Source organism: Ignavibacteria bacterium, assembly GCA_017303675.1.
Classification (GTDB): domain Bacteria; phylum Bacteroidota; class Ignavibacteria; order Tepidaquicellales; family OLB5; genus OLB5.
Map to the genome: position 1 here is coordinate 1307889 of JAFLBX010000001.1, position 21055 is coordinate 1328943.

Here is a 21055-nt window from a genome sequence, read left to right on the forward strand (position 1 = left end):
ATGCTTCTTGAAGAGTGTTCTATCGGTCTGAGTTGTCGTTTCGGCAAGCAAAGTCGATCGTATAGTATATTATTACAATCAGTCTGGGTTTGAATATTTCTCTCTGCTAAGCAACTTTTTTTGAAATTAACGAAATAAAACTTTCGTGTTTCAAGGAAAATTACTTCCTTGAAAGAGTCTAAAAATATGGGTAAAATTGGGGATTAACTAAAAATTTAACGTATTTTCCAGGCTCAATTTGATGAAAAACCTCCTTCTAACCGCAGTTTTAATTTTATTTACAGCAGCAAATATTTCTTCCCAAAAACGGCTCATAGCCTTTTCAAGCGATGCGACCAAAAACGATAAACAGCAGATCTTCGTTATGGATGAAGACGGCGATAATGTAAAACAGGTCAGCTTTCTTAACCTGGATTGCTACTCGCCTAAATTTGTACCAAAGACCAATAAAATACTTTTCCTTGCCACCAACAGGATAAGCGATTACCTGTATATGGTCGATCTTGACGATACGGCTTCTTTCCGTTTCCCCACATTTATAGATGGCGGACTTGACCCTCAGTTTTCCGCTGACGGCACAATGCTTATGTACCGCTCGGAGAAAGATGAGAACAATGCTATCTATATTATGGATCTGGTAACCGGCGAAACTTTCCCCATAAGTGACGGCAGCCTTGCAACGCATGCGGAGTTTTCGCATGACGGGCAGAAAATTGTTTACTCCTCAAGCGCTGAGCAGAACTTTGACCTGGTAGTGTTAAACCTGACAGATACAACAGATGACGCTCAAACAGTTATTGTATCAACAAAAGATGCTGAAATTTACGGAACGTATTCACCTGATGATAAGAAGATTGCGTTTTCATCGTTTGATATAAATTACAAAGGCACATTAAAGATGTGTGACGCATCAGGCAAGAATGTTAAGGTAATTTCAAACAGCGGAAGCTCATATAATCCCAAGTGGTCGCCTGACGGCAAGTATCTTGCCTATGTATCAGATAAGGCAGGCAAGTTCCAGATATACGTGGTTAAATCAGACGGCAGCTCAGTAAGGCAGCTTACCAGCGAAGCCGGAAATGTGATAGAGTATGACTGGTCGAGCGACGGAAATAAAATAATTTTTGACAGCCAGGGTGAAGGCACATCAAGTGTTTGGATAATTGATGTTGATAAAGGCACCAAGCAGAATCTGACCGGCAGCAAAGCCAATAATATAACACCTTCATTCAAGCCGTAGAAAAATGAAAGTAATTGAACATTTAAATAAGGCAAAAGGCAGTCAAAAGCCGCTGATAAGCTTTGAGGTCATACCTCCAAAGCGCGGCGGTGATATTACACAGCTTTTTAATGTTATAGGCGATGTGATGAAGTATGAGCCTCCGTTCATAGATGTTACTTCTCGCGCAGCAGAAGTTGAATACAGGGAAACACCGCAGGGCATTCAGAAGAAAGTAATTCGTAAACGGCCCGGTACTATAGGTATAAGCGTTGCGATAAAAAATCATTTTAACATTGATACCGTTCCCCACATTTTATGCCTTGGCTTTACACGCGAAGAGACCGAAGACGCGTTAATTGAGCTTAACTACCTGGGTATTGAAAATATTCTCGCAATACGCGGTGATGACCTGGGATATCATAAACCGATACCGGAATATAAATCACAGAACCGCTTTGCTTATGAGCTGATACAGCAGGTCAACAATATGAATAACGGCAGGTATCTTGAAGAAGACCTGCTTGACGCCAAACCGACAAAATTCTGTATTGGCGTAAGCGGTTACCCCGAAAAACATTTTGAAGCGCCAAATATGAAGGTTGAAGTTGACCATGTTAAGCAGAAGATCGCAAGCGGGGGAGATTATGTAGTAACGCAGATGTTCTACGATAATAAGGTGTACTTTGATTTTGTGAACCGCTGCCGCGAAGCGGGTATAACTGCGCCGATAATTCCCGGGCTTAAAGTGCTTACAGCTAAATCTCACCTGTTCAACATACCAAAGAATTTTTACATCAACATTCCCGAAGAGCTCTCAGGCGAGATCCTTGAAGCGAAAGATGAACATGTAATGGAAATAGGCGCAAAATGGACAGCTAAACAGGCTGAAGAGCTGCTTAATAACGGCGCGCCAAGCCTGCATTTTTATATAATGCAATCTGCAAAGCCTATAAATAAGATGTTCGGGCATTTGAAAATGTAATTAGTTTTCAAATAACAAATATCAAATAACAAATATCAAATCTTATTATAAATCTATGTTTTTGTAATCCATTTAATCTTGGGACTTAAGTACGAATTAATACAATATTCAAAACTTTGCGGCGAAGCCGGTTTTGTAAAAGCTTATGACGGAAACCTGAGCGTACGGACCAAAAAGAATTACATCCTTTCAACTGCATCAAAAACAAATAAATCAATTATCAAACCTGCAGATCTTGTTAAGTGTGATCTAAAGGGCAAGAAGCACTCAGGCAAAAGACAGCTTTCCACAGAGCTTAAGCTTCATCTCTATATATACAGCAAGCGTAAAGATGTGAACGCTGTGATACATACACACCCGATCTATATCACTTCATACGCAGCGGCTGGCAAAAAATTGCCGGCAAATATACTGCCTGAAGTTTACATGCAGTTCGGAAGTATTCCTTTAGCGCCGTATGCAGCTCCATCAACGGATGAAGTGCCTGCATCAATTGAGCCGTTTGTTATGGAGCGTAATGCGGTAATTCTCAGCAATCACGGTTTGGTTGCTTACGGCAAAACAATAGAAGAAGCGTATTACATCACCCAAAAACTTGAGCAGTATGCGCAGATATGTTTTAACGCAAAATTGCTGGGTGGAGCGAAAGCTATCTCCGCAGCGCAGCTTAAAAAGCTTGACGCGCTTAAGGACACAGTTTATAAAAGTAAATAATTTAATATAATACAGATTGAATATAATTGTACTTACCGGCGGTAATTCCGCTGAAAGGAATGTAGCATTAGCCTCAGGAAGATCAGTTGCCGGGGCTTTGAGAGAATCAGGCCATAACGTAAAAGTTATTGACCCGGTTTACGGAGCTTCTCAGCCTGATGAGGAGCGAATTTTTGACGACAGGCCAGTCATAGGAAAAGAATTCCCAACCGCGGAAGAGCTTCACAGGTACAGCAGCCGTAAGGTGATGGAGTGTATTGGCTCAGAGCATTTTGATAATACTGATGTTGTATTCCTTGCATTGCACGGCAAGTTTGGGGAAGATGGCAGGATACAATCACTGCTGGAAATGCGCGGAGTAAAATATACAGGCTCGGGTGTAACATCAAGCGCAATGGCTATGGATAAGAACATTTCAAAGATAATGTTCACTCACAATAATATATCCACACCAAAATGGTTCATGCTCAAAAAAGGTGACCGCACTGAACTGCAGGTAGATGAAAATATTAAGCTTCAGGTTGGTTACCCCGCAGTTATAAAGCCGAATGATGAAGGTTCAACGGTCGGACTTTCAATAGTTCAGCCCGATGTTGAAGACGTTCAACTTGGAAAGGCTCTTAAAGATGCATTTGCATATTCAGATAATGTGATGGCGGAAGAATATATAGAAGGCAGGGAGCTTACAGTTGCCGTAATAGGCGGGGAAGCGCTGCCCGTAGTTGAGATCAAGCCCAAAAGCGGGTTTTATGATTACGTCCATAAATATACCAAAGGATTTACTGATTATTTCTGCCCCGCTGACCTTCCGGAGAAGCTTGCTGAACACATTCAGCAGCAGGCTATAATTGCGCATAATGCTCTGGGGTGCGAGGTTTATTCAAGGGTTGATTTCAGGCTGAACAGCGGGGGCGAAGCGTACTGCCTGGAAGTGAACACACTGCCGGGTATGACTGAGCTAAGCCTTGTGCCAAAAGCGGCAAGCGCTGTTGGCATGAATTTCGGTTCGCTTTTAAACAGAATTATTGAGTTAAGTTTGAATAAATAAATTTGTATTTTGTTGTGAGTATGGGATTTTTATTCAAAGTATTGTAAAATCTTTAGATTCGGGAAGTAAATTGATTAGATATCCCCGCCTGCGCGGGGATAAAAATAAGAATGAAAGAAGACAGCTTCGGCAAAAATATTGTTAAGTATATTTACCACAGGCGTAAATTTTTTATTTACCTGCTTGTACTGCTTGCCATTCTTTCATACGCTGTTTTCGGTAAAAAAGGGATCCTGCAGAGAGTTGAGCTTGAAATGGAGAACCGCGAGCTTAAGGAAAAGCTAAAAGCAGAGCAGGATAAATCATTGATACTGCAAAAAGAAATTGAAGAGATAAAAACATCAGATAAGAAGATCGAAAAGGTTGCACGTGAAAAATACAATATGGTTAAAGATGGCGAAGAGATATACAAAGTAGTTACTGACAGTACAAAATAAATTAATAAGAACATGAAACTACAAAAGACAATAAAGGCTGTAATTAAAAATGGTGAACAAAGCGGATATGTTGCGGAAGCTTTGGATATTCCGGTAGTTACTCAGGGAGCTACATTAGACGAAGTGGCTGAAAACCTGAAGGAAGCTGTCGAATTGTTCCTGGAAGGCGAAGACCCTTCTGAATTCGGATTTGATAAAAATCCGGGTTTGATAGTTACTTTTGAACTTGAGCCTGTTTATGCCTAAGCTTAAAGTACTTTCCGGACTTGAAGTGCTGAATATTTTTATAAAATTTGGTTTTGAAAGTATTTCTCAAAAAGGCAGCCATATTAAAATCAGAAGACTTCATGATGAAGGAAAGCAAACCCTGATAGTACCTAATCATAAACAGCTTGATACAGGAACCTTAAGAGGAATATTAAAACAAGCATCAAAATTTATTCCTTTAGATGATTTAAAAAAATATTTTTATACAGAATGAAATATGAATAACATTGTAACAACATTAAAAGATATCCTTGCAATAAATTCACCAACAGGATATACCATTGAAGTTATTAACCACCTCGAAAAATTATTTTCAGGGCTTGATGTAATAATTACCAAAACCAATAAAGGCTCATTGCTTGTAAGCTTTGTAAAAGATCCTGAGCTGATAGTTACAGGGCATATTGATACTCTTGGCGCAATGGTTAAGGAAATAAAAGATGACGGTACACTTGAAATTACACGCATCGGGGGACTTGAGCTGAATTCCTTTGAGGGTGAGTATGTTACGGTTCGGAATTTTAAAGGTGAGCTTTACCGCGGGACGTTTCTGCTTAACAATCCAGCAAGCCATGTGAATAAAAAGCTGGGTGAAACCAAACGCAGCACAGATAACATGTCGATAAGGCTTGATGAGCTTGTAAGATCAGCCGAGGATGTAATAAAGCTTGGTATAAGCGTTGGTGATTTTGTTTTCTACGATACAAGGTTTGAATACACCAAAAGCGGGTTTGTAAAAAGCCGCTTCCTTGATGATAAGGCATGCGCCGCCGTAATGATAGAGCTTATAAAAGAGTATGCAGCATCAGGCAGTAAGCCGAATGCCGGATTTTATTTTTCAAACTACGAAGAAGTCGGTCATGGCTCATGCGTGGGTATCCCGGATTCCGCGAAGGAATTGCTGGTTCTTGATATGGCAGTAATTGGTGAAGGCTGCGCCGGGAAAGAAGATAAGCTTTCTATATGTGTAAAGGATTCAACCGGGCCATATGATTTCACAATGACAAACAAGCTTCGCGAGCTTGCAATTAAGCATAAAATTGATTTCGTGACGGATATTTACCCATATTACGGCTCAGATGGCTCCGCAGCCCTGGCTGCAGGGTATGATGTGCGGGTAGGTTTGATAGGTCCTGGTGTATCAGCATCCCACGGTGTTGAGCGTACACATGAGAAGGCTTTGGATGAAACTTATAAATTGACGAAGTTATATATAGAGAATTATTAAATTAAGAGAATTGATTCCGTGGCACAGAAATTACGTGTAACAGTAAAGGTAAATCAAGAAACAGTTCTTTTGGCTAAAGCTATAGCAAAAAAGAAGGGTGTGAGTTTATCATATTTAGTTGAAAGCCACCTAAGAGAATTGCTGAAAATGCCTCCAATGAAAATATTAAAGAGTAAAAAGGTAATCAGTTAGATTACCTTTTTTGTTTATACTATTATAGCTAAAATTGCCTTATAAAACACATAATTTGGATCTCTTCGGAAACGAAAATACAAAAAACCAAAATGTTAAACCACAGGTGAAATTCCAGCCTTTGGCGGAGCGTATGCGGCCCAAAACTCTTGATGATTTTGCAGGGCAGAAGCATCTTATTGGCGACGGCAAGCCCATACGGAAAATGATAGAGAACAATAATGTGTTCTCTATGATCTTCTGGGGGCCGCCGGGTGTAGGGAAAACCACGCTTGCGCTTATTATTGCAAACAGCGTGAATGCAGAGTTCATTCAGCTCTCAGCAGTATCATCGGGGGTTAAGGATGTACGAACAGCAATAGAAAAAGCTGAATTGAACCGGAAACATCTATCACGTAAAACCATATTATTCATAGATGAAATTCACCGTTTCAATAAGGCGCAGCAGGATTCACTGCTGCATTCGGTTGAAAGCGGTGTTATAACACTGATCGGTGCAACCACAGAAAATCCTTCATTCGAAGTGATTTCACCGCTGCTTTCAAGATGCAGGGTATATATACTTGAAGACCTTTCAGAAGATGAGCTTATGCTTCTTGCTGAAAATGCGCTTACAAAAGATGAAGAGCTTAAACAGCTGAAAATAGATATACAGGATAAAAAACTGCTGCTGCAGTTTTCAGGCGGTGATGCAAGGAGGCTTCTTAACGGGCTTGACCTTGCGGTAAGATCAACCGCACCGGACTCCAGCGGAATAATAAACATTACAAATGATGTTCTGAAGGAAGCATACCAGAAAAATTACATAAGGTATGATAAGGACGCTGAGGAGCATTACAATATTATATCGGCATTCATAAAAAGCATACGTGGCAGTGACCCCGATGCGGCGGTTTACTGGCTGGCAAGAATGTTAAAAGGCGGCGAAGATCCAAAATTCATAGCTCGCAGGATGGTTGTACTTGCATCGGAGGATATTGGCAATGCTGATCCGTACGGGCTTATAATGGCAACATCAGCATTTACAGCAATCGATTACATCGGTATGCCTGAAGCGCAGCTTGTGCTGGCACAGGCTGCAACTTACTTAGCCAGCGCGCCAAAGAGCAATGCTTCTTACCTGGCAATTAGTAAGGCAAAGGAAGATGTTGATTTAACCGGGGAGCTTGGTGTGCCGTTACATCTTCGTAATGCTCCCACAAAGCTGATGAAGAACCTGGACTACGGGAAGGAGTATAAATATTCCCATGATTACGAGGGACATTTTACAGAGCAGCAATACCTGCCTGAAGAATTAAAGGATAAAGTTTATTATAAACCTGCCGGCATTGGTGAAGAAGCAAGGATCCTTGAAAGACTTATAAACTGGTGGAAAAATAAAAAGAGGTGACATTTATTAAATGATAACACTTGAAACAAAAAGGAAAAAAACAGAATATGCCATTGGTATAGATCTTGGCGGTACTTATATAAAATCAGCTATAGTTGATTCAGCAGGAAAGATAATTAAGCATTATAAAACAGAAACATATTCTGAAATATCCCCGAAGAAGGTTTTAAGCCAGATAGAAAAATGTATCGACTTCCTTAAAAAGGATTTTAAGAAAGAAATTGTCGGAATCGGTATCGGAGCACCCGGAATTGTGACTAACGGAGTGATGAAGTATCCCCCAAACTTTAAAGGATGGAAGGAAGTCAATTTAGCGAAACATTTCGAGAAGAAATATAAGACTGAAGCGATAGCCGATAATGACGCTAATTGCGCGGGACTTGCCGAGCTGAAATTCGGGCATGGGGCAAAATATAAAAATTTCATCTTCTTAACGCTTGGCACGGGAATCGGCGGAGCTATGATAATTGACGGCAGGATTTACCGTGGAGAGCAGAACGGCGCGGGTGAATTTGGTATGATGACGATAAATTATAACGGTCCTGAGTGTCTAGGCGGGAACCGCGGTTCAGTAGAAGCGCATTTGGGCAGAAATTATTTCCTTGAGCAGAACAAAAAAGAGATTATAAAGCTTGGCAAAAATGTTGATTTCGCTGATATCAGCCGTATGGCTTTAAAGGGTAACAAGACAGCAAAAAAACTGTTAAATTTGTACGGATTTTACCTTGGGGTAGCTGTAACAAATTATTTCAATTTGATGGATATCCGCACTGCAATTTTGGGCGGGGGAATTTCGAATGCATATAAAAGCTTTATAGGTGAGGTAAATAAAACCATTAAACAAAGAAGTATAAAAACAATAAGGAATAAATTCAGAGTTTTGCGCTCAACAATAAATAATAATGCCGGCGTACTTGGAGCGGCGGCTTTGATATTTGAATAAACAAAATATTATTATGGGATTAAAAAACATACTGTATAAAGTCGAAGGCGGTATCGCCGAAATTGTGCTTAACCGCCCGGAGAAAATGAATTCACTTGATGAAGAGCTTATCCACGATCTGGGCGATATGCTTAAGGATTTTTCAGTTAACGAAGAAGTAAAAGTAGTTGTAATTACCGGCGCTGAAGGGAATTTCTGTTCAGGGCTTTACCTTGATTACCTGCAGAAGATATCAGAGTACGATATTCTTCAGAACAAGGATGATTCCCGTAAGTTCAAGAACATGCTGCTGAATGTTTATAACTGCTCTAAGCCTGTAATTGCAAGGGTACAGGGCTACTGCCTGGCGGGCGGCTGCGGAATTGCTTCTGCATGTGATATTATTATTGCCGATGAGACCGCGAAATTCGGCTACACCGAAGTTAAGATCGGGTTTATTCCCGCAATTGTGATGCTGTTTCTTCTTAAACGCGTACCGGAATCACACGCAAAAGACCTTTTGCTGACTGCAAGAATGATAAACGCTGATGATGCATACAGGATGGGTTTTATTAATCATTATGTTCACTCCACAGAGCTTGACGCAAAAGTTAATGAAGTTTGCCAGATGCTGATGAAAAACTCCGGGACTTCGCTTAAGCTGACTAAAGAAATGTTCACGAACATAAGCGGTATGGATTTTGAAAAAGCACTTGAATATGCATGTGACCTTAATGCTGTTACAAGGATGACACCCGATTGTAAGAACGGGGTAGCGAAATTTTTGAGTAAGAACAAACAGTAACCATGATTCACCTGATTACCATGATTACCTTGATTCACTTGATTACCTTGATCAAATAGTTTGACAGAAGGCGGAATTATGAGAACACAATTTCAGAATCAAAAAAAGATATTATTTAACGTATGTTACACAAAAGTACAATAGATTTTTTAAAGAAGCTTAAGAAAAATAATAACCGCGACTGGTTCAACGCGAACAAGAAGTTATATGAAGACGCACGGTATGATTTTGAGGTGTTTGTATTTGAGCTGATACAGAAAATAGCGGAGTTTGATGAGACGGTCTCCGGGCTGGAGCCTAAGGACTGTATGTTCAGGATATACAAAGATGTGAGATTTTCAAAGGATAAGACGCCATACAAGACAAACTTCGGTGCGGCAATAAATAAAGGCGGCAGGAAACTTTCGATCGCAGGGTATTATTTGCATATCAGTCCCGATGAATATTTTTTAGGCAGCGGTTTATATATGCCTTCCCCTGAAAAACTTTTAGCTGTAAGAAACAGTATTGCTGCAAAATCTGCAAAATTCAAAAGTATAGTTGAAAGCAAAGAGTTTAAGAAGAATTTCGGAAAATTATGGGGCGGTGATACTCTTAAGACAGTGCCGAAAGGATTTGATAAAGAGCACCCGATGGCTGAATATCTGAAGCTAAAGAGTTTTATTTGTGATCATGTAGTGAAGGAAGATAAAGCGCTTTCAAAAAACTATGGTGATTATATAGCGAAGATATTTAAGGCTGCCAAGCCATTCAATGATTTTTTAAATGATGCGATTGGTGCGGGGTAGCTTGTAAATGAAGATTTTACCTCGTTGTTGGTCTTGCCTGACTGCCTGCAGTTGCCCAACAACAATAAATAGATACACAAACCGGAGTTTGGGTATCAGTTATTAATAATTAAAGGCTGTAAAAAAAAGACGTCCCGGCGGGACGTCTGTACAGTGATAAATATTAAAATTTCTGCTGCGCAATCTACATATCCACTTTAATAATTACCTGCTGAATGATTGTACCCTTATCATCGAAATCTTTGAGTGAAGTATAAGCTTTTCCGTTCAGGTTATTTTTTATGTAACCAACTACAAGCACATCTGTAATTGTGCCTGATATCGTCATTTCCTTATCAGGTGAAGTGCTCATTAATAAACCGTCACCTTTTTGCGAAGCAAGAATGAATACACCAAAATACCCGGTTTTGTTGTCAGAAGTAAAAACTTCCTTAGATTTTAATGTGGTTTTATCTTCTTTCCTGTCGTATGTAATTGAGTCAGAAGTGGTTATCTTAACACTGATATTGGTGCCAATAAGTCCGTTAAGCTTTTTGTAAGCAAGGTTTTCTTTTTTAGCAGGCAGCTCATCTGAATCGTATATCTTATACATTTCATCGCACAGCTTTTCCGGGTCAAAGCTTCCCGAAAATAATGTTCCTGTAAATAAAAAAGCGAAAATTATTATTAATATTGAGTATTTCATAGATATGGTTTATTTATTGTTTAAATTTAAATTATTTGTTCAAAGTATAAAATATAAAAAATGAGTATAGGTTAGTTAATTGGGGGTAATAATCGCCCTCAAAACTAAGCGGGCAAATCTCTATATTTGCAGACAAATTATTAAACTATGGCTCTAGTAAATTCATCCAAAAGATTAAAGAAAAAGATCGGAATTGTCGGTTTTCCCATGGATTTAGGCGCCGATAGGCGCGGTGTTGATATGGGACCTTCGGCTCTCCGTTACGCCCACGTTCAGCAGAAACTTGAAAATATGGGATACAGCGTCAAGGATTTTGGTGATATTTTCATCGAAGGTTCAGAAACCCAGCGCATCAGAAATCCGAAGCTTAAGTTCCTTCCTGAAATTATCCGTTCATCAAAAATTCTCTCAAAAAAAGTGGAATCACTTTTGAACAGGAATTATTTCCCGCTGATATTAGGCGGTGACCATGCCTCGGCAATAGGCAGCATTGCTGGTATTGCGAGTTACTGCCGCAAGAACAAAAAAACTCTCGGGGTAATATGGATTGACGCACATGCAGATATGAACACACCCGAAACAACACCCTCAGGAAATATTCACGGAATGCCGCTTGCAGTATCGCTTGGCATCGGTGAAAAAAGGCTGACGCGGCTCGGTGGATTTTCACCGAAAGTGCTTCCTGAAAACACGGCATTGATAGGCATCAGGGATGTTGACCCGCTTGAAGCTATTACTGTTAAACAATACAGGGATAGAGGCATGCAGGTATACACTATGACTGATGTTGATAAGCAGGGTGTTACCAGAATTATTGCCAGGGTACTTAATGATTTTAAAAATGAGGTTGACCATATTCATATCAGCTTTGATCTGGACGGCGTTGACCCCGATTACGCGGGCGGAGTAGGAACTCCCGTAGAAGGCGGATTGACTTACCGCGAAGCATCGGTAATTATGGAAATGGTTGCAGACTGCGGCTGCATGAGCTCGCTGGAAATGCTTGAGGTGAATCCTATACTTGATACAAAGAACGAAACATCAGAGCTTGCGGTTGATTTCATCGAATCAGCCTTGGGTAAATCAATTTTATATGAGTAATTTTTTAAAACCGTTGAAACGGTTTTTAAAATAGTTGTTATTAGTTAACCCACGACTAAAGTCGTGGGCTTTTATTTTACTATTTTAAAGATCCATTTCCAAATAGTTAATTAAAGAATAACGCGATACATCAAAGATGAAAAATAAGAAACCATTCCTTTTTGACCTTACATTAAATGAGCTGACTGGAATAATTACAGAGCTTGGCGAGCCCGTTTACAGGGCGAAGCAGGTGTATGAGCAGGTTTACAGCAAGGGTGTAAGCTCATTTGAAAAAATGAACGGGCTTCCAAAAACCTTACGCGAAAAACTTACTGAAATAGTTGATACAACGCACTTAACCGTACAGATAGATAAGCTTTCAAGCGATAACCACACACGCAAGATACTTTTCGGGCTGCCCGACGGCGCACAGGTTGAAACCGTGCTGATGGGCTACAATATCCGAAGAACTGCGTGTATTTCAACCCAGGCAGGATGCGCGCTTGGCTGCACATTCTGCGCAACGGGACAGGGCGGCCTGCAGCGCAATATTTCATCAGGTGAAATTGTTGAGCAGGTTATGTTCTTTGAGCGCGAGCTTCGCAAAAAGAATGATAAGCTAACAAACCTGGTGTTTATGGGTATGGGTGAGCCGTTTGCAAACTACAACGAGGTGATGAATGCAGTAGATACGCTTACCGATCCCAATGGTTTTAATTTCGGCGCGCGAAGGATTACTATCAGTACAGTCGGCCTTGTACCGTACATAGATAAATTTGCAATGGAGCAAAGCCAGGTAAACCTGGCGGTATCATTGCATGCGGCTACTGATGAGCTGAGGGAAACTATGCTTCCTGTAAATAAACGATATCCTATAAAAGAGCTTATAAAATCCTGTAGAAATTATGTGAACAGCACACACCGCAGGATAAGCTTTGAATGGGCATTAATAGAAAATGTTAACGATACGAAGGAGCAGGCAGAAGCGCTGGCGGGATTGCTAAAGGGAATGTTATGCCATGTGAATTTTATTCCGCTGAATCCGACAAAAGGCTATGGCGGGCATGAATCCAAAAGGATGCGTATATCCAGATTTATGAAGATACTGGATGATGCGGGTATACCCAACACACTGAGGATAAGACGGGGCATTGATATAAATGCCGGCTGCGGCCAGTTACGGCAGGAAACTGCAGAAAAGTAGAATTATATCATATTTTAATTATATCATATTTTAATTATATCATATTGTAAAGATATCATTTAAACTGTTTAAACACTAAAACCCTAACATAAATCATATTTTCCACTGATATATATTATAGTAATTTCGGCTAAAAAAAGGTATTTTAGAGCATGAAAATTCAGGGTTTTAATCTTTTTATATTAAATATTCATATAAAACCCATATAGATAATTTAAGGAAAATTTATAAGGACTAATTTTTATGCCTACAGATAAACGAATTACTGATTTACTGAGACTTCACAATATGCGTGAAAAAGCCAAGCTTGGCGGCGGTGAAAAAAGAATTAAAGCACAGCATGCCAAAGGCAAATATCTTGCCAGGGAAAGGATCTTCATGCTATTGGATCCCGGCAGCTTTGAAGAATACGATGCTTTCGTAACGCATCGTACCACTGATTTCGGCATGCAGGAACAGATCTTTCTGGGTGATGGTGTTATAACAGGCTCAGGTAAAATTGATGGCAGGCTGGTTTTTGTATTCAGCCAGGATTTCACTGTATTCGGCGGCTCGCTTAGCGGAGCGCATGCTGAGAAGATCTGCAAAATAATGGATATGGCAGAGAAGATGGGCGCGCCTGTGATAGGGCTCAATGATTCCGGCGGCGCGAGGATACAGGAAGGCGTAATTTCGCTCGGGGGATATGCTGATATATTTTTACGCAACGTGCTGATGTCAGGTGTTATTCCGCAGATAAGCGCCATTATGGGACCCTGCGCCGGAGGCGCGGTGTATTCACCGGCAATTACAGATTTTATTTTTATGGTTAAGGGCAAAAGCCATATGTTCGTAACGGGTCCGAATGTTGTTAAGACCGTTACACATGAAGAAGTATCATTTGAAGATCTTGGCGGTGCCAAAACACACTCAACAAAATCAGGGGTAACTCATTTTGCATGCGATGATGAAATGCAGTGCCTGCAGCACATAAGGAAGCTGGTGAGCTACATTCCGCAGAACTGGAAGGAAAAAACACCTGAGAAAAAATGCATTGATGACCCTGAGAGAATTGAAATGGAGCTTAACCATGTGATACCCGAGGATAACACAAGGCCATATGATATGAAGAAGATCATTAATCTTGTGGTTGACCAGGAAGAAAAGCCAAAGACAGAATTTGACGATGAAATTGATTTGAATAAAAAAGAGAAAAAAACAAAATCATCAAAATCTCTGCCGGAACTGGTGAAACCGGGAATGGTATCGAGCTTCTTTGAAACACAGGATCTTTTCGCGCCGAATATAATTACCGGCTTTGCAAGGCTTGACGGAATTTCTGTCGGTGTAATTGCAAACCAGCCATCTAAAATGGCGGGTGTGCTGGATGTAGATGCATCTGTAAAGGGAGCAAGGTTCGTAAGGTTCTGCGATGCGTTCAACATCCCGCTGGTAGTATTTGAAGATGTACCGGGCTTTATGCCGGGAACGTTCCAGGAATGGCGCGGAATAATTAAACAGGGCGCGAAGCTGCTGTACGCTTTCGCGGAAGCAACAGTGCCCAAGTTGACTGTAATTACCCGCAAAGCCTACGGCGGAGCGTATGATGTGATGAACAGCAAGCACATACGCGCTGACTATAATGTTGCATGGCCGGGAGCTGAAATTGCCGTGATGGGTTCAGCTGGTGCTGCCGAGATTATTTTTAAGAAGGAAATTGACTCAGCAAAAGACCCGAAGAAGGCATTTGATGAGAAGGTTGAAGAATATAAAGAGAAATTCGCAAATCCTTATGAAGCAGCGAAGTTCGGCTATATTGATGATGTAATTGAGCCATCAGAAACACGCATTAAGCTGATAAAGGCGTTGAGGATGCTTCAAACTAAGGAGCAATCAAATCCGAAGAAGCGCCACGGAAATATTCCGTTATAATTAAATAGAAAATTAATAAATCCCCCAATAATAGCAATATTTTGGGGGATTTAACTTTTTGAATATTAATACCTTAAAAGATACATTATATTTATCCAAATTCCCTGGAGGAAATATGAAGACCTTTTTTGTATTAGCTCAGAATCACCATACACCTGTTTACCCTTATTCAGGATATACACACCGAATGAGTTTTATTAATGATTCTATAAACCAGCATTCCTTATGAACATAAAAAAAATTTTAATTGTCATAATTTGGTTCAACCTGATTTGTTCAACTTTTTGTCAGTGGATACAATATTCTACCGGTTTGGGCTCCGATAAGTACATTTATTCCTTAGCAAACATAGAAAATAATATCATTGCAGGTATTTCAAATATCCCGAGTGGTTTTGGAGGAGCTTATGTATCAACCAATAATGGTCAAACATGGTCTCAAACCCTGAATAATCGAATGGTATATTGCCTTGCTACGTTGGGAGATTATATTTTCGCAGGTACTCACACATATTATTACCCTTCAGGAATTTTTTTTACTACCAATAATGGACTAAATTGGACACAAACAACAATGAATGATGAGGAGGTTTTTTCCTTAGCAATTTCAGAAAATAAAATTTATGCAGGTACTCTTAATAACGGAGTATTTTTTTCAACAAATTTTGGTTTAAACTGGATCCAAACTGCATTGAATGACAAAGATATATATTCATTGGCAATTTCAGGTAATAATGTGTACGCGGGTACTTATTATCATAGCATTTATGTTTCAACCGATAATGGGGTAAATTGGTCTCAACGGTTATTATACAATCAGTCGAATATTTATTCAATTGCAGTTTCAGGAAACAATATTTATGCAGGAACAAACGGTAACGGTGTTTATATTTCAACAAATAATGGATTAAACTGGTCTCAAACTGCTTTAAATCATCAAGAAATCCGTACTATTGTGATTTACGGGGACTATGTTTTTGCTGGTTCTATTGAAAATGGCGTTTATCTCTCAACAAATAATGGTTTAACCTGGTCACAAAAGAATGAAGGTTGGAATTCTATTCCCCCAATAAATACCCTACATATTGCAAATAATTACATTTTTGCTGGTACAAGATATTCTTCGGTATGGAGACGTCAATTGCATGAAGTGGTTGGAATAAAAAACATATCCATTAGTCTTCCGTTAATTTTTTCTCTTTCCCAGAACTACCCCAACCCCTTCAATCCGCAAACGAAGATAAAGTTCAGTATTCCCCTCTCGAGAGGGGTGACCGCCGAAGGCGGGCGGGGTGTGTTTGTATCATTAATTATTTACGATCTGCTCGGACGGGAAGTTACGACACTTGTAAACGAAGAGCTTAAACCCGGCACTTATGAGGCTGACTGGGACGGCTCGGGTTACTCAAGCGGTGTTTATTTTTATAAGCTTGTGGTTGGTGACCCTTGGACAACTGCGGAGGCAGTGAACAGCTCAGGACGGGGGTTTGTTGAAACAAAGAAAATGGTTTTGATGAAGTGAACGATCTTACAGAAACTAAGATTCCTGCCTGCGCAGGAATGACAAAATAGAAAAAGGCATTCAAATGAATGCCTTTTTTATACGCAGCCTGAAGGCTGCGGCTACTTATGCTCAACTCTTAAACCCGGGTTCGAAAATTCGTTTTATGCCAACTGATTTGCCGGTTTGTGTATCTATATTCACTACAACGGCGCTTATTTTTACATCGCCTGTTGCGACATCGGTTTTGTGGGGAGTCTGGTAGTAAAATCTTGCTATGGATGCTTCCTTATTGCCGCCTATGACTCCGTCAAAAGCGCCGGTCATACCTACATCAGAAATGAAAGCAGTTCCCTGCGGGAGTATACGCTCATCGGCTGTCTGCACATGAGTGTGCGTGCCGACTACGGCACTGACCTTGCCATCCATATACCACCCGAATGCAATTTTTTCAGCGGTTGCTTCACCGTGGAAATCAACAAATATCAGGTTTGTATCTTTTTTGACTTTTTCAGCAATTTTATTCGCAGTTCTGAACGGACAGTTCAATGTTGAAATATAAACCCTGCCCATAACATTAATTACACAAAGATTAAAAAGCCCGCCATCTATCGATACCGGATATAGCTGGTAACCCCTGCCGTAAACATCTTCATGGTGGTTAGCGGGTCTCAGCATACGGGCATCATCTTTTAATATATGCACCGATTGCAGCTTGCTGAACGTGTGGTTGCCGCCTGTCATACAATGAATGCCTGCATCATATGCGCGCTTTACATCCTTATCAAGAAAACCTTTACCGCCGGATAAATTCTCGCCGTTTGCTATTACAAAATGTATGTGATGTTTTTCAACAAGCTTTTTTAAGTTGTCTTCAACATACTTTAAGCCCGGCTCGCCGATTATATCTCCTATGAATAATATATTTAAATTCAATTTACAATTATCAATTAACAATTACCAATTATTTTGTTGGGTTAAAGCTAAGCAATAACTATTGTTCATTGACAATTGTTGATTGCTCATTGAATCAGTAGCTCTCTGACTTATTTGGAAACTTTTTATGCTTTACATCTTTAATATAATTCCTGAAAGCATTTTTAGACTGCTCCGCGATATTCAGGTATTTCCTCACAAACCTGGGGTGGAACATCTCAGTCATACCCAGCATATCATGAGTAACAAGTATCTGCCCGTCGCAATTTACTCCCGCGCCAATGCCAATTGTAGGAATCTTCAGCGAAGCTGTAACTTTTTTGGCAAGCGAAGCGGGAATTTTTTCAAGCACAACCCCGAAACATCCTGCATCCTGCAGGATCTTTGCGTCACGCTGTATCATTCTGGCTTCTTTGGGATCTGTACCGCGGGTAACATAAGTTCCGAAAATATTTATTGATTGCGGTGTTAAGCCTAAGTGTCCCATAACCGGAATGCCTACTTTTACAAGGTGTTTAACTACTTCAGCTATTCTCTCGCCGCCTTCGAGCTTAACAGCATCAGCGCCGGTTTCCTTCATAACCCTGCCGCAGTTGCGTACAGATTCACGCAGGTCAACATGGTAGCTCATGAACGGAAGATCGACAACCAGTAAAGCCGTTTTAACGGCTTTTTTAACAATTTTTGCGTGGTAAATAATTTCATCAAGAGTAACGGTAAGCGTTGTTGCATTGCCCTGAATAACGTTGCCTAAAGAATCACCTACGAGTATAAAATCGATCCCTGCTTCATCAAGATATTTAGCCATAAGGTAGTCATACGCTGTGAGAGCTGTAATTTTCTCACCCCGTTCTTTCATAGTTACCAGTGTTTTAGTGGTTATTTTTTTCCGTTCTTTAACAGCTTTTACCTTATCGCTTTCAGACATTTTCTTATAAATTAATTAATTCATTATGAAGCGGGTTTTCATGCGGGGTTCAACAAATTCAGCAACCCTGTTAATACTTTTAAAATTAAGCCCGAAAGTATTTTTAAACCCATCGAAAACCGCTTCTGAAGTATTTCTGTAATCTATTTTCTTACCGGTGATATGCTCGAGGCATTCGGTTTTATCTTCAATCTCGCGCAGCATTTTAATGCGCTCTTCACCGGTTATATTCAGATAATTTACAATATTTTTATGATGGCTGCCTATTAAAATTGAACCGTGCTGCAGAACAATATCACCGAACTTTCTCTGTGCGCTGCCTACTAGCTTTTTGCCTTTGAAGTTGATCTCATTTTTAATTGCGCTGTTAAAACACAGATTATACATACCTGTGCGGATAAGTTTTAGCAGGTCAGGGGTGGATTTAGTAAATGAGAGCTTTTCTAAAACAGGATCAAGCAGCTTTAAGCCGTTAAGTATGGCAATGGATATATCTTTGTAAAGCTCATGAACAGGCTTTTGTGAACGGAAGATCACGGAATATGTAAGCTCTTCGGAGTGAAGTACAGCTCTTCCGCCGGTCGGGCGGGTAACAACATCCAGCCCTTCAGCCCGGCATTTATTGATATCAATATATGCAGTTTTTGAAAGCCTTGCCTGGTTATATCCAAGAGAAATTGCGTAGGGTTTCCAGCGGTAGAATCTTAAAAAAGCTGTATCTTCCTTTTTGCAGCGCTCAACAAGCTTCATATCAAGCTCCATATTGAATACGCCTGAACGAATTCCTGTATCAAGGAATTCCCATTTTTTGTTTTCAGCAAGCGGAATTACAGCAGGGTTTCCGCCTGTTGAACTATTTTCTGATGATCCCGCGCTCACTTTGCTCAATAAAAGAAATTATATTTTGAACTTCTTCAGTCATTTCAACAGTATCTTTTACTGCTTTTATAGCGTCACTTATATTGTATTCCGGGCCGTAAATAAGGTTATAGGTATTTTTAATGTTTCTTATCTTATCATCTGTAAAACCGCGGCGCTTCAGGCCAACAACATTAAGGCCTTTATATCCAAGCGGCGAGCCGCCCGCAAGAATATAGGGCGGAACGTCCATTGTTACCCTTGCGCTGAAGGCAATAAAACAATGTGCGCCTATGTGAACAAACTGGTGTACTCCAACCATTCCGCCTATTATAGCCCAGTCATCAACAACAACATGCCCGCCCATATTAATTGCGTTAGAAAGTATCACGTTATTGCCAATGATAGAATCATGCGGAATGTGTACATAGCTCATAACATAACAATTTGAGCCAATTACGGTTTTATTGCGTGCTTTGGTCCCGCGGCTGATAGTTGCAAACTCTCTTATAACGGTATTTTCACCTATTTCAACAGTTGTTTTTTCACCTTCAAACTTCAGGTCCTGCGGTTCATTGCCAACAATTGCTGAGTGAAATACCCTCACACCTTTTGCAAGCGATGTACCTGAATGTATAAGCACGTTTGAATGAACTTCGGCATTATCGGCAATATTAACGCCATCTTCAATTATGGAAAACGGACCGATTGAAACATTATTTCCAATGGCTGCATTAGGTGAAACAATTGCTCTTTCGCTGATATTGCTCATATGTATATTAAAACGGGCTGTTAAATTGTGAATTAAAATTGAATTTAAACTGCTGCAATAATTTAAAAATACCAATCAAAAATGTAATGCTTAAACAGAAAAAATTTAATACGGGAATAATTTATCAGGAGCCCATGCCCAGGGTTTTATCAATAATTACATTATCATTTTCAACTGTTGTTTTGGTGATCATTTCACCTATCAGCCCTATTGAAAAGAACTGAACACCTACAATAGCCATCAGAATTCCGACAAAGAACAGTGGCCTGCCGCTTATCGGGGTAGCTTCGAAAAATTTTAGAATAGTCAGGTATAACAGAATGCCGGTACCGGCCAGGAAACTTAGAACACCGATAAATCCGAACAGGTGCAGAGGTCTTTTGATATACTTGGTAGTAAAAAGTACTGTTATCAGGTCAAACAATCCGTTAAAAAACCTGGAAAGTCCGTATTTTGTTTTGCCGTATTTTCGTTCATGGTGTGTTACGGCTATTTCAGTAACCCTGAAACCGGATAAATGAGCGAGAGCGGGAATATACCGGTGCATTTCACCGTAAACTTTAACATTTTTTACAACATCCCTTACATAGCCCTTTAAACCGCAGTTGTAATCATGCAGCTTAAGTCCCACCATCATGCTGGTAACACCGTTAAAGATCTTAGATGTATGTTTTTTTATGAACGGGTCATGGCGGACTTTTTTCCAGCCGGAAACAAGATCATAACCTTCATTCAGCTTAGCGATAAGCGCCGGAATTTCTTCAGGGTCATCCTGTAAGTCAGCATCCATTGTGATGACGTAGTCGCCTTTGGCGGCTTTAAAGCCTTCCTGCAGTGCAGATGATTTGCCGTAGTTGCGTTTGAACTTCAGGCATTTGAAGCGGCTGTTCACACGGTTTATTTCCTGCAGCTTTTGGAAAGACCTGTCAGTGGAACCGTCATCTATAAATAGAACTTCCCAGCTGCATCTTAAGCCATCAAGAACTTTTTTTAATGCAACAGAAAGCTCTACCAATGAATCTTCTTCATTGTACAGAGGTACAACAACGCTTATCATTTTACTTGAAAGATTCAGCTGCTGTGACTGGTTTTGGTTTCTATCACGGTCACGGTTAAAGAAACGCCTTTGTCCGGGGTTCTTCCTGAAGTACTTTTTATTTTGCGGTTTTTGTTCCTGCGTAGT

At 40.2% G+C, this 21055-nt stretch carries 23 protein-coding genes; 17 read left to right on the forward strand and 6 right to left on the reverse strand.

The genetic code is table 11. The features are described 5' to 3' along the window. The first annotated feature begins 241 nt into the window (after positions 1-241). From J0M37_05910 to J0M37_05970, 13 genes are all read left to right on the forward strand, one after another. On the forward strand, positions 242-1240 hold the full coding sequence (locus J0M37_05910; protein MBN8584614.1) for a PD40 domain-containing protein: 999 nt from the start codon (positions 242-244) through the stop codon (positions 1238-1240). 4 nt (positions 1241-1244) lie between these two features. After that, a complete protein-coding gene (locus J0M37_05915) occupies positions 1245-2204 on the forward strand; it encodes a methylenetetrahydrofolate reductase (protein MBN8584615.1) in 960 nt (319 codons plus the stop codon). Positions 2205-2282: 78 nt separating this feature from the next. Further along, complete coding sequence (locus J0M37_05920; protein ID MBN8584616.1) at positions 2283-2918, forward strand: class II aldolase/adducin family protein; 636 nt, start codon at positions 2283-2285, stop codon at positions 2916-2918. A gap of 16 nt (positions 2919-2934) precedes the next feature. Beyond that, positions 2935-3966, forward strand: coding sequence for a D-alanine--D-alanine ligase (locus J0M37_05925; GenBank protein MBN8584617.1), 1032 nt, complete (start codon positions 2935-2937; stop codon positions 3964-3966). Positions 3967-4076: 110 nt separating this feature from the next. Then, a complete protein-coding gene (locus tag J0M37_05930) occupies positions 4077-4403 on the forward strand; it encodes a septum formation initiator family protein (protein ID MBN8584618.1) in 327 nt (108 codons plus the stop codon). A 12-nt stretch (positions 4404-4415) separates the two neighbouring features. Further along, complete coding sequence (locus tag J0M37_05935; GenBank protein ID MBN8584619.1) at positions 4416-4649, forward strand: type II toxin-antitoxin system HicB family antitoxin; 234 nt, start codon at positions 4416-4418, stop codon at positions 4647-4649. Next, positions 4642-4884 carry a type II toxin-antitoxin system HicA family toxin gene (locus tag J0M37_05940; GenBank protein ID MBN8584620.1) on the forward strand — a complete coding sequence of 81 codons (243 nt, stop codon included), beginning with the start codon at positions 4642-4644 and terminating at the stop codon, positions 4882-4884. Before J0M37_05935 ends, J0M37_05940 begins: the two co-directional genes overlap by 8 nt. A 3-nt stretch (positions 4885-4887) precedes the next feature. Continuing rightward, positions 4888-5898 (forward strand): M42 family metallopeptidase, encoded by a 1011-nt coding sequence (locus tag J0M37_05945; protein ID MBN8584621.1) that lies wholly within the window; start codon positions 4888-4890, stop codon positions 5896-5898. Between the two features lie 18 nt (positions 5899-5916). Next, positions 5917-6090, forward strand: a complete 174-nt coding sequence (locus J0M37_05950; GenBank protein MBN8584622.1) for a hypothetical protein — start codon at positions 5917-5919, stop codon at positions 6088-6090. A 133-nt stretch (positions 6091-6223) separates the two neighbouring features. Next, a complete protein-coding gene (locus J0M37_05955; protein ID MBN8584623.1) occupies positions 6224-7480 on the forward strand; it encodes a replication-associated recombination protein A in 1257 nt (418 codons plus the stop codon). Positions 7481-7490: 10 nt separating this feature from the next. Continuing rightward, the gene (locus J0M37_05960) at positions 7491-8423 is read left to right on the forward strand and encodes an ROK family protein (protein MBN8584624.1); all 933 of its coding nucleotides are present in this window, start codon (positions 7491-7493) and stop codon (positions 8421-8423) included. 13 nt (positions 8424-8436) lie between these two features. Continuing rightward, complete coding sequence (locus tag J0M37_05965) at positions 8437-9207, forward strand: enoyl-CoA hydratase/isomerase family protein (protein MBN8584625.1); 771 nt, start codon at positions 8437-8439, stop codon at positions 9205-9207. A gap of 122 nt (positions 9208-9329) precedes the next feature. Further along, the gene (locus J0M37_05970) at positions 9330-9995 is read left to right on the forward strand and encodes a DUF2461 domain-containing protein (GenBank protein MBN8584626.1); all 666 of its coding nucleotides are present in this window, start codon (positions 9330-9332) and stop codon (positions 9993-9995) included. A gap of 184 nt (positions 9996-10179) precedes the next feature. On the opposite strand, the gene J0M37_05975 is transcribed toward J0M37_05970, so the two are convergent. Next, a complete protein-coding gene (locus tag J0M37_05975; protein ID MBN8584627.1) occupies positions 10180-10680 on the reverse strand; it encodes a hypothetical protein in 501 nt (166 codons plus the stop codon). A gap of 147 nt (positions 10681-10827) precedes the next feature. Between J0M37_05975 and rocF the strand changes: the two genes are divergently transcribed. The 4 genes from rocF to J0M37_05995 all read left to right on the forward strand — a co-directional run bounded on the left by rocF (position 10828) and on the right by J0M37_05995 (position 16399). Next, entirely contained in the window at positions 10828-11781 is a 954-nt protein-coding gene (rocF, locus tag J0M37_05980) for an arginase (protein ID MBN8584628.1), read from the forward strand. A gap of 136 nt (positions 11782-11917) precedes the next feature. After that, a complete protein-coding gene (rlmN, locus tag J0M37_05985; GenBank protein ID MBN8584629.1) occupies positions 11918-12967 on the forward strand; it encodes a 23S rRNA (adenine(2503)-C(2))-methyltransferase RlmN in 1050 nt (349 codons plus the stop codon). 243 nt (positions 12968-13210) lie between these two features. Beyond that, positions 13211-14878 carry an acyl-CoA carboxylase subunit beta gene (locus J0M37_05990; protein MBN8584630.1) on the forward strand — a complete coding sequence of 556 codons (1668 nt, stop codon included), beginning with the start codon at positions 13211-13213 and terminating at the stop codon, positions 14876-14878. A gap of 225 nt (positions 14879-15103) precedes the next feature. Beyond that, positions 15104-16399 (forward strand): T9SS type A sorting domain-containing protein, encoded by a 1296-nt coding sequence (locus J0M37_05995; protein ID MBN8584631.1) that lies wholly within the window; start codon positions 15104-15106, stop codon positions 16397-16399. A gap of 111 nt (positions 16400-16510) precedes the next feature. On the opposite strand, the gene J0M37_06000 is transcribed toward J0M37_05995, so the two are convergent. The 5 genes from J0M37_06000 to J0M37_06020 form a co-directional block, all read right to left on the reverse strand. After that, on the reverse strand, positions 16511-17314 hold the full coding sequence (locus J0M37_06000; protein ID MBN8584632.1) for a TIGR00282 family metallophosphoesterase: 804 nt from the start codon (positions 17312-17314) through the stop codon (positions 16511-16513). A 94-nt stretch (positions 17315-17408) separates the two neighbouring features. Beyond that, complete coding sequence (gene panB, locus J0M37_06005) at positions 17409-18242, reverse strand: 3-methyl-2-oxobutanoate hydroxymethyltransferase (protein MBN8584633.1); 834 nt, start codon at positions 18240-18242, stop codon at positions 17409-17411. Between the two features lie 15 nt (positions 18243-18257). After that, positions 18258-19130: a hypothetical protein gene (locus tag J0M37_06010; protein ID MBN8584634.1), complete on the reverse strand. Its 873-nt coding sequence runs from the start codon at positions 19128-19130 to the stop codon at positions 18258-18260. After that, the gene (gene lpxA / locus J0M37_06015) at positions 19096-19872 is read right to left on the reverse strand and encodes an acyl-ACP--UDP-N-acetylglucosamine O-acyltransferase (GenBank protein MBN8584635.1); all 777 of its coding nucleotides are present in this window, start codon (positions 19870-19872) and stop codon (positions 19096-19098) included. The genes J0M37_06010 and lpxA overlap by 35 nt, the downstream gene beginning before the upstream one ends. Positions 19873-19996: 124 nt before the next feature. After that, on the reverse strand, positions 19997-20929 hold the full coding sequence (locus tag J0M37_06020; GenBank protein MBN8584636.1) for a glycosyltransferase family 2 protein: 933 nt from the start codon (positions 20927-20929) through the stop codon (positions 19997-19999). Positions 20930-21055: the final 126 nt, after the last annotated feature.

Coding starts and splice junctions, on each gene's coding strand:
- lpxA (MBN8584635.1), bottom strand. CDS start 19,872: ATGAGCAATATCAGCGAAAGAGCAATTGTTTCACCTAATGCAGCCATT.
- J0M37_05960 (MBN8584624.1), top strand. CDS start 7,491: ATGATAACACTTGAAACAAAAAGGAAAAAAACAGAATATGCCATTGGT.
- J0M37_05970 (MBN8584626.1), top strand. CDS start 9,330: ATGTTACACAAAAGTACAATAGATTTTTTAAAGAAGCTTAAGAAAAAT.
- J0M37_05930 (MBN8584618.1), top strand. CDS start 4,077: ATGAAAGAAGACAGCTTCGGCAAAAATATTGTTAAGTATATTTACCAC.
- panB (MBN8584633.1), bottom strand. CDS start 18,242: ATGTCTGAAAGCGATAAGGTAAAAGCTGTTAAAGAACGGAAAAAAATA.
- J0M37_05935 (MBN8584619.1), top strand. CDS start 4,416: ATGAAACTACAAAAGACAATAAAGGCTGTAATTAAAAATGGTGAACAA.
- J0M37_06020 (MBN8584636.1), bottom strand. CDS start 20,929: ATGATAAGCGTTGTTGTACCTCTGTACAATGAAGAAGATTCATTGGTA.
- J0M37_05975 (MBN8584627.1), bottom strand. CDS start 10,680: ATGAAATACTCAATATTAATAATAATTTTCGCTTTTTTATTTACAGGA.
- rocF (MBN8584628.1), top strand. CDS start 10,828: ATGGCTCTAGTAAATTCATCCAAAAGATTAAAGAAAAAGATCGGAATT.
- J0M37_05990 (MBN8584630.1), top strand. CDS start 13,211: ATGCCTACAGATAAACGAATTACTGATTTACTGAGACTTCACAATATG.
- J0M37_05910 (MBN8584614.1), top strand. CDS start 242: ATGAAAAACCTCCTTCTAACCGCAGTTTTAATTTTATTTACAGCAGCA.
- J0M37_05915 (MBN8584615.1), top strand. CDS start 1,245: ATGAAAGTAATTGAACATTTAAATAAGGCAAAAGGCAGTCAAAAGCCG.
- J0M37_05995 (MBN8584631.1), top strand. CDS start 15,104: ATGAACATAAAAAAAATTTTAATTGTCATAATTTGGTTCAACCTGATT.
- J0M37_05965 (MBN8584625.1), top strand. CDS start 8,437: ATGGGATTAAAAAACATACTGTATAAAGTCGAAGGCGGTATCGCCGAA.
- rlmN (MBN8584629.1), top strand. CDS start 11,918: ATGAAAAATAAGAAACCATTCCTTTTTGACCTTACATTAAATGAGCTG.
- J0M37_05955 (MBN8584623.1), top strand. CDS start 6,224: ATGCGGCCCAAAACTCTTGATGATTTTGCAGGGCAGAAGCATCTTATT.
- J0M37_05945 (MBN8584621.1), top strand. CDS start 4,888: ATGAATAACATTGTAACAACATTAAAAGATATCCTTGCAATAAATTCA.
- J0M37_05940 (MBN8584620.1), top strand. CDS start 4,642: ATGCCTAAGCTTAAAGTACTTTCCGGACTTGAAGTGCTGAATATTTTT.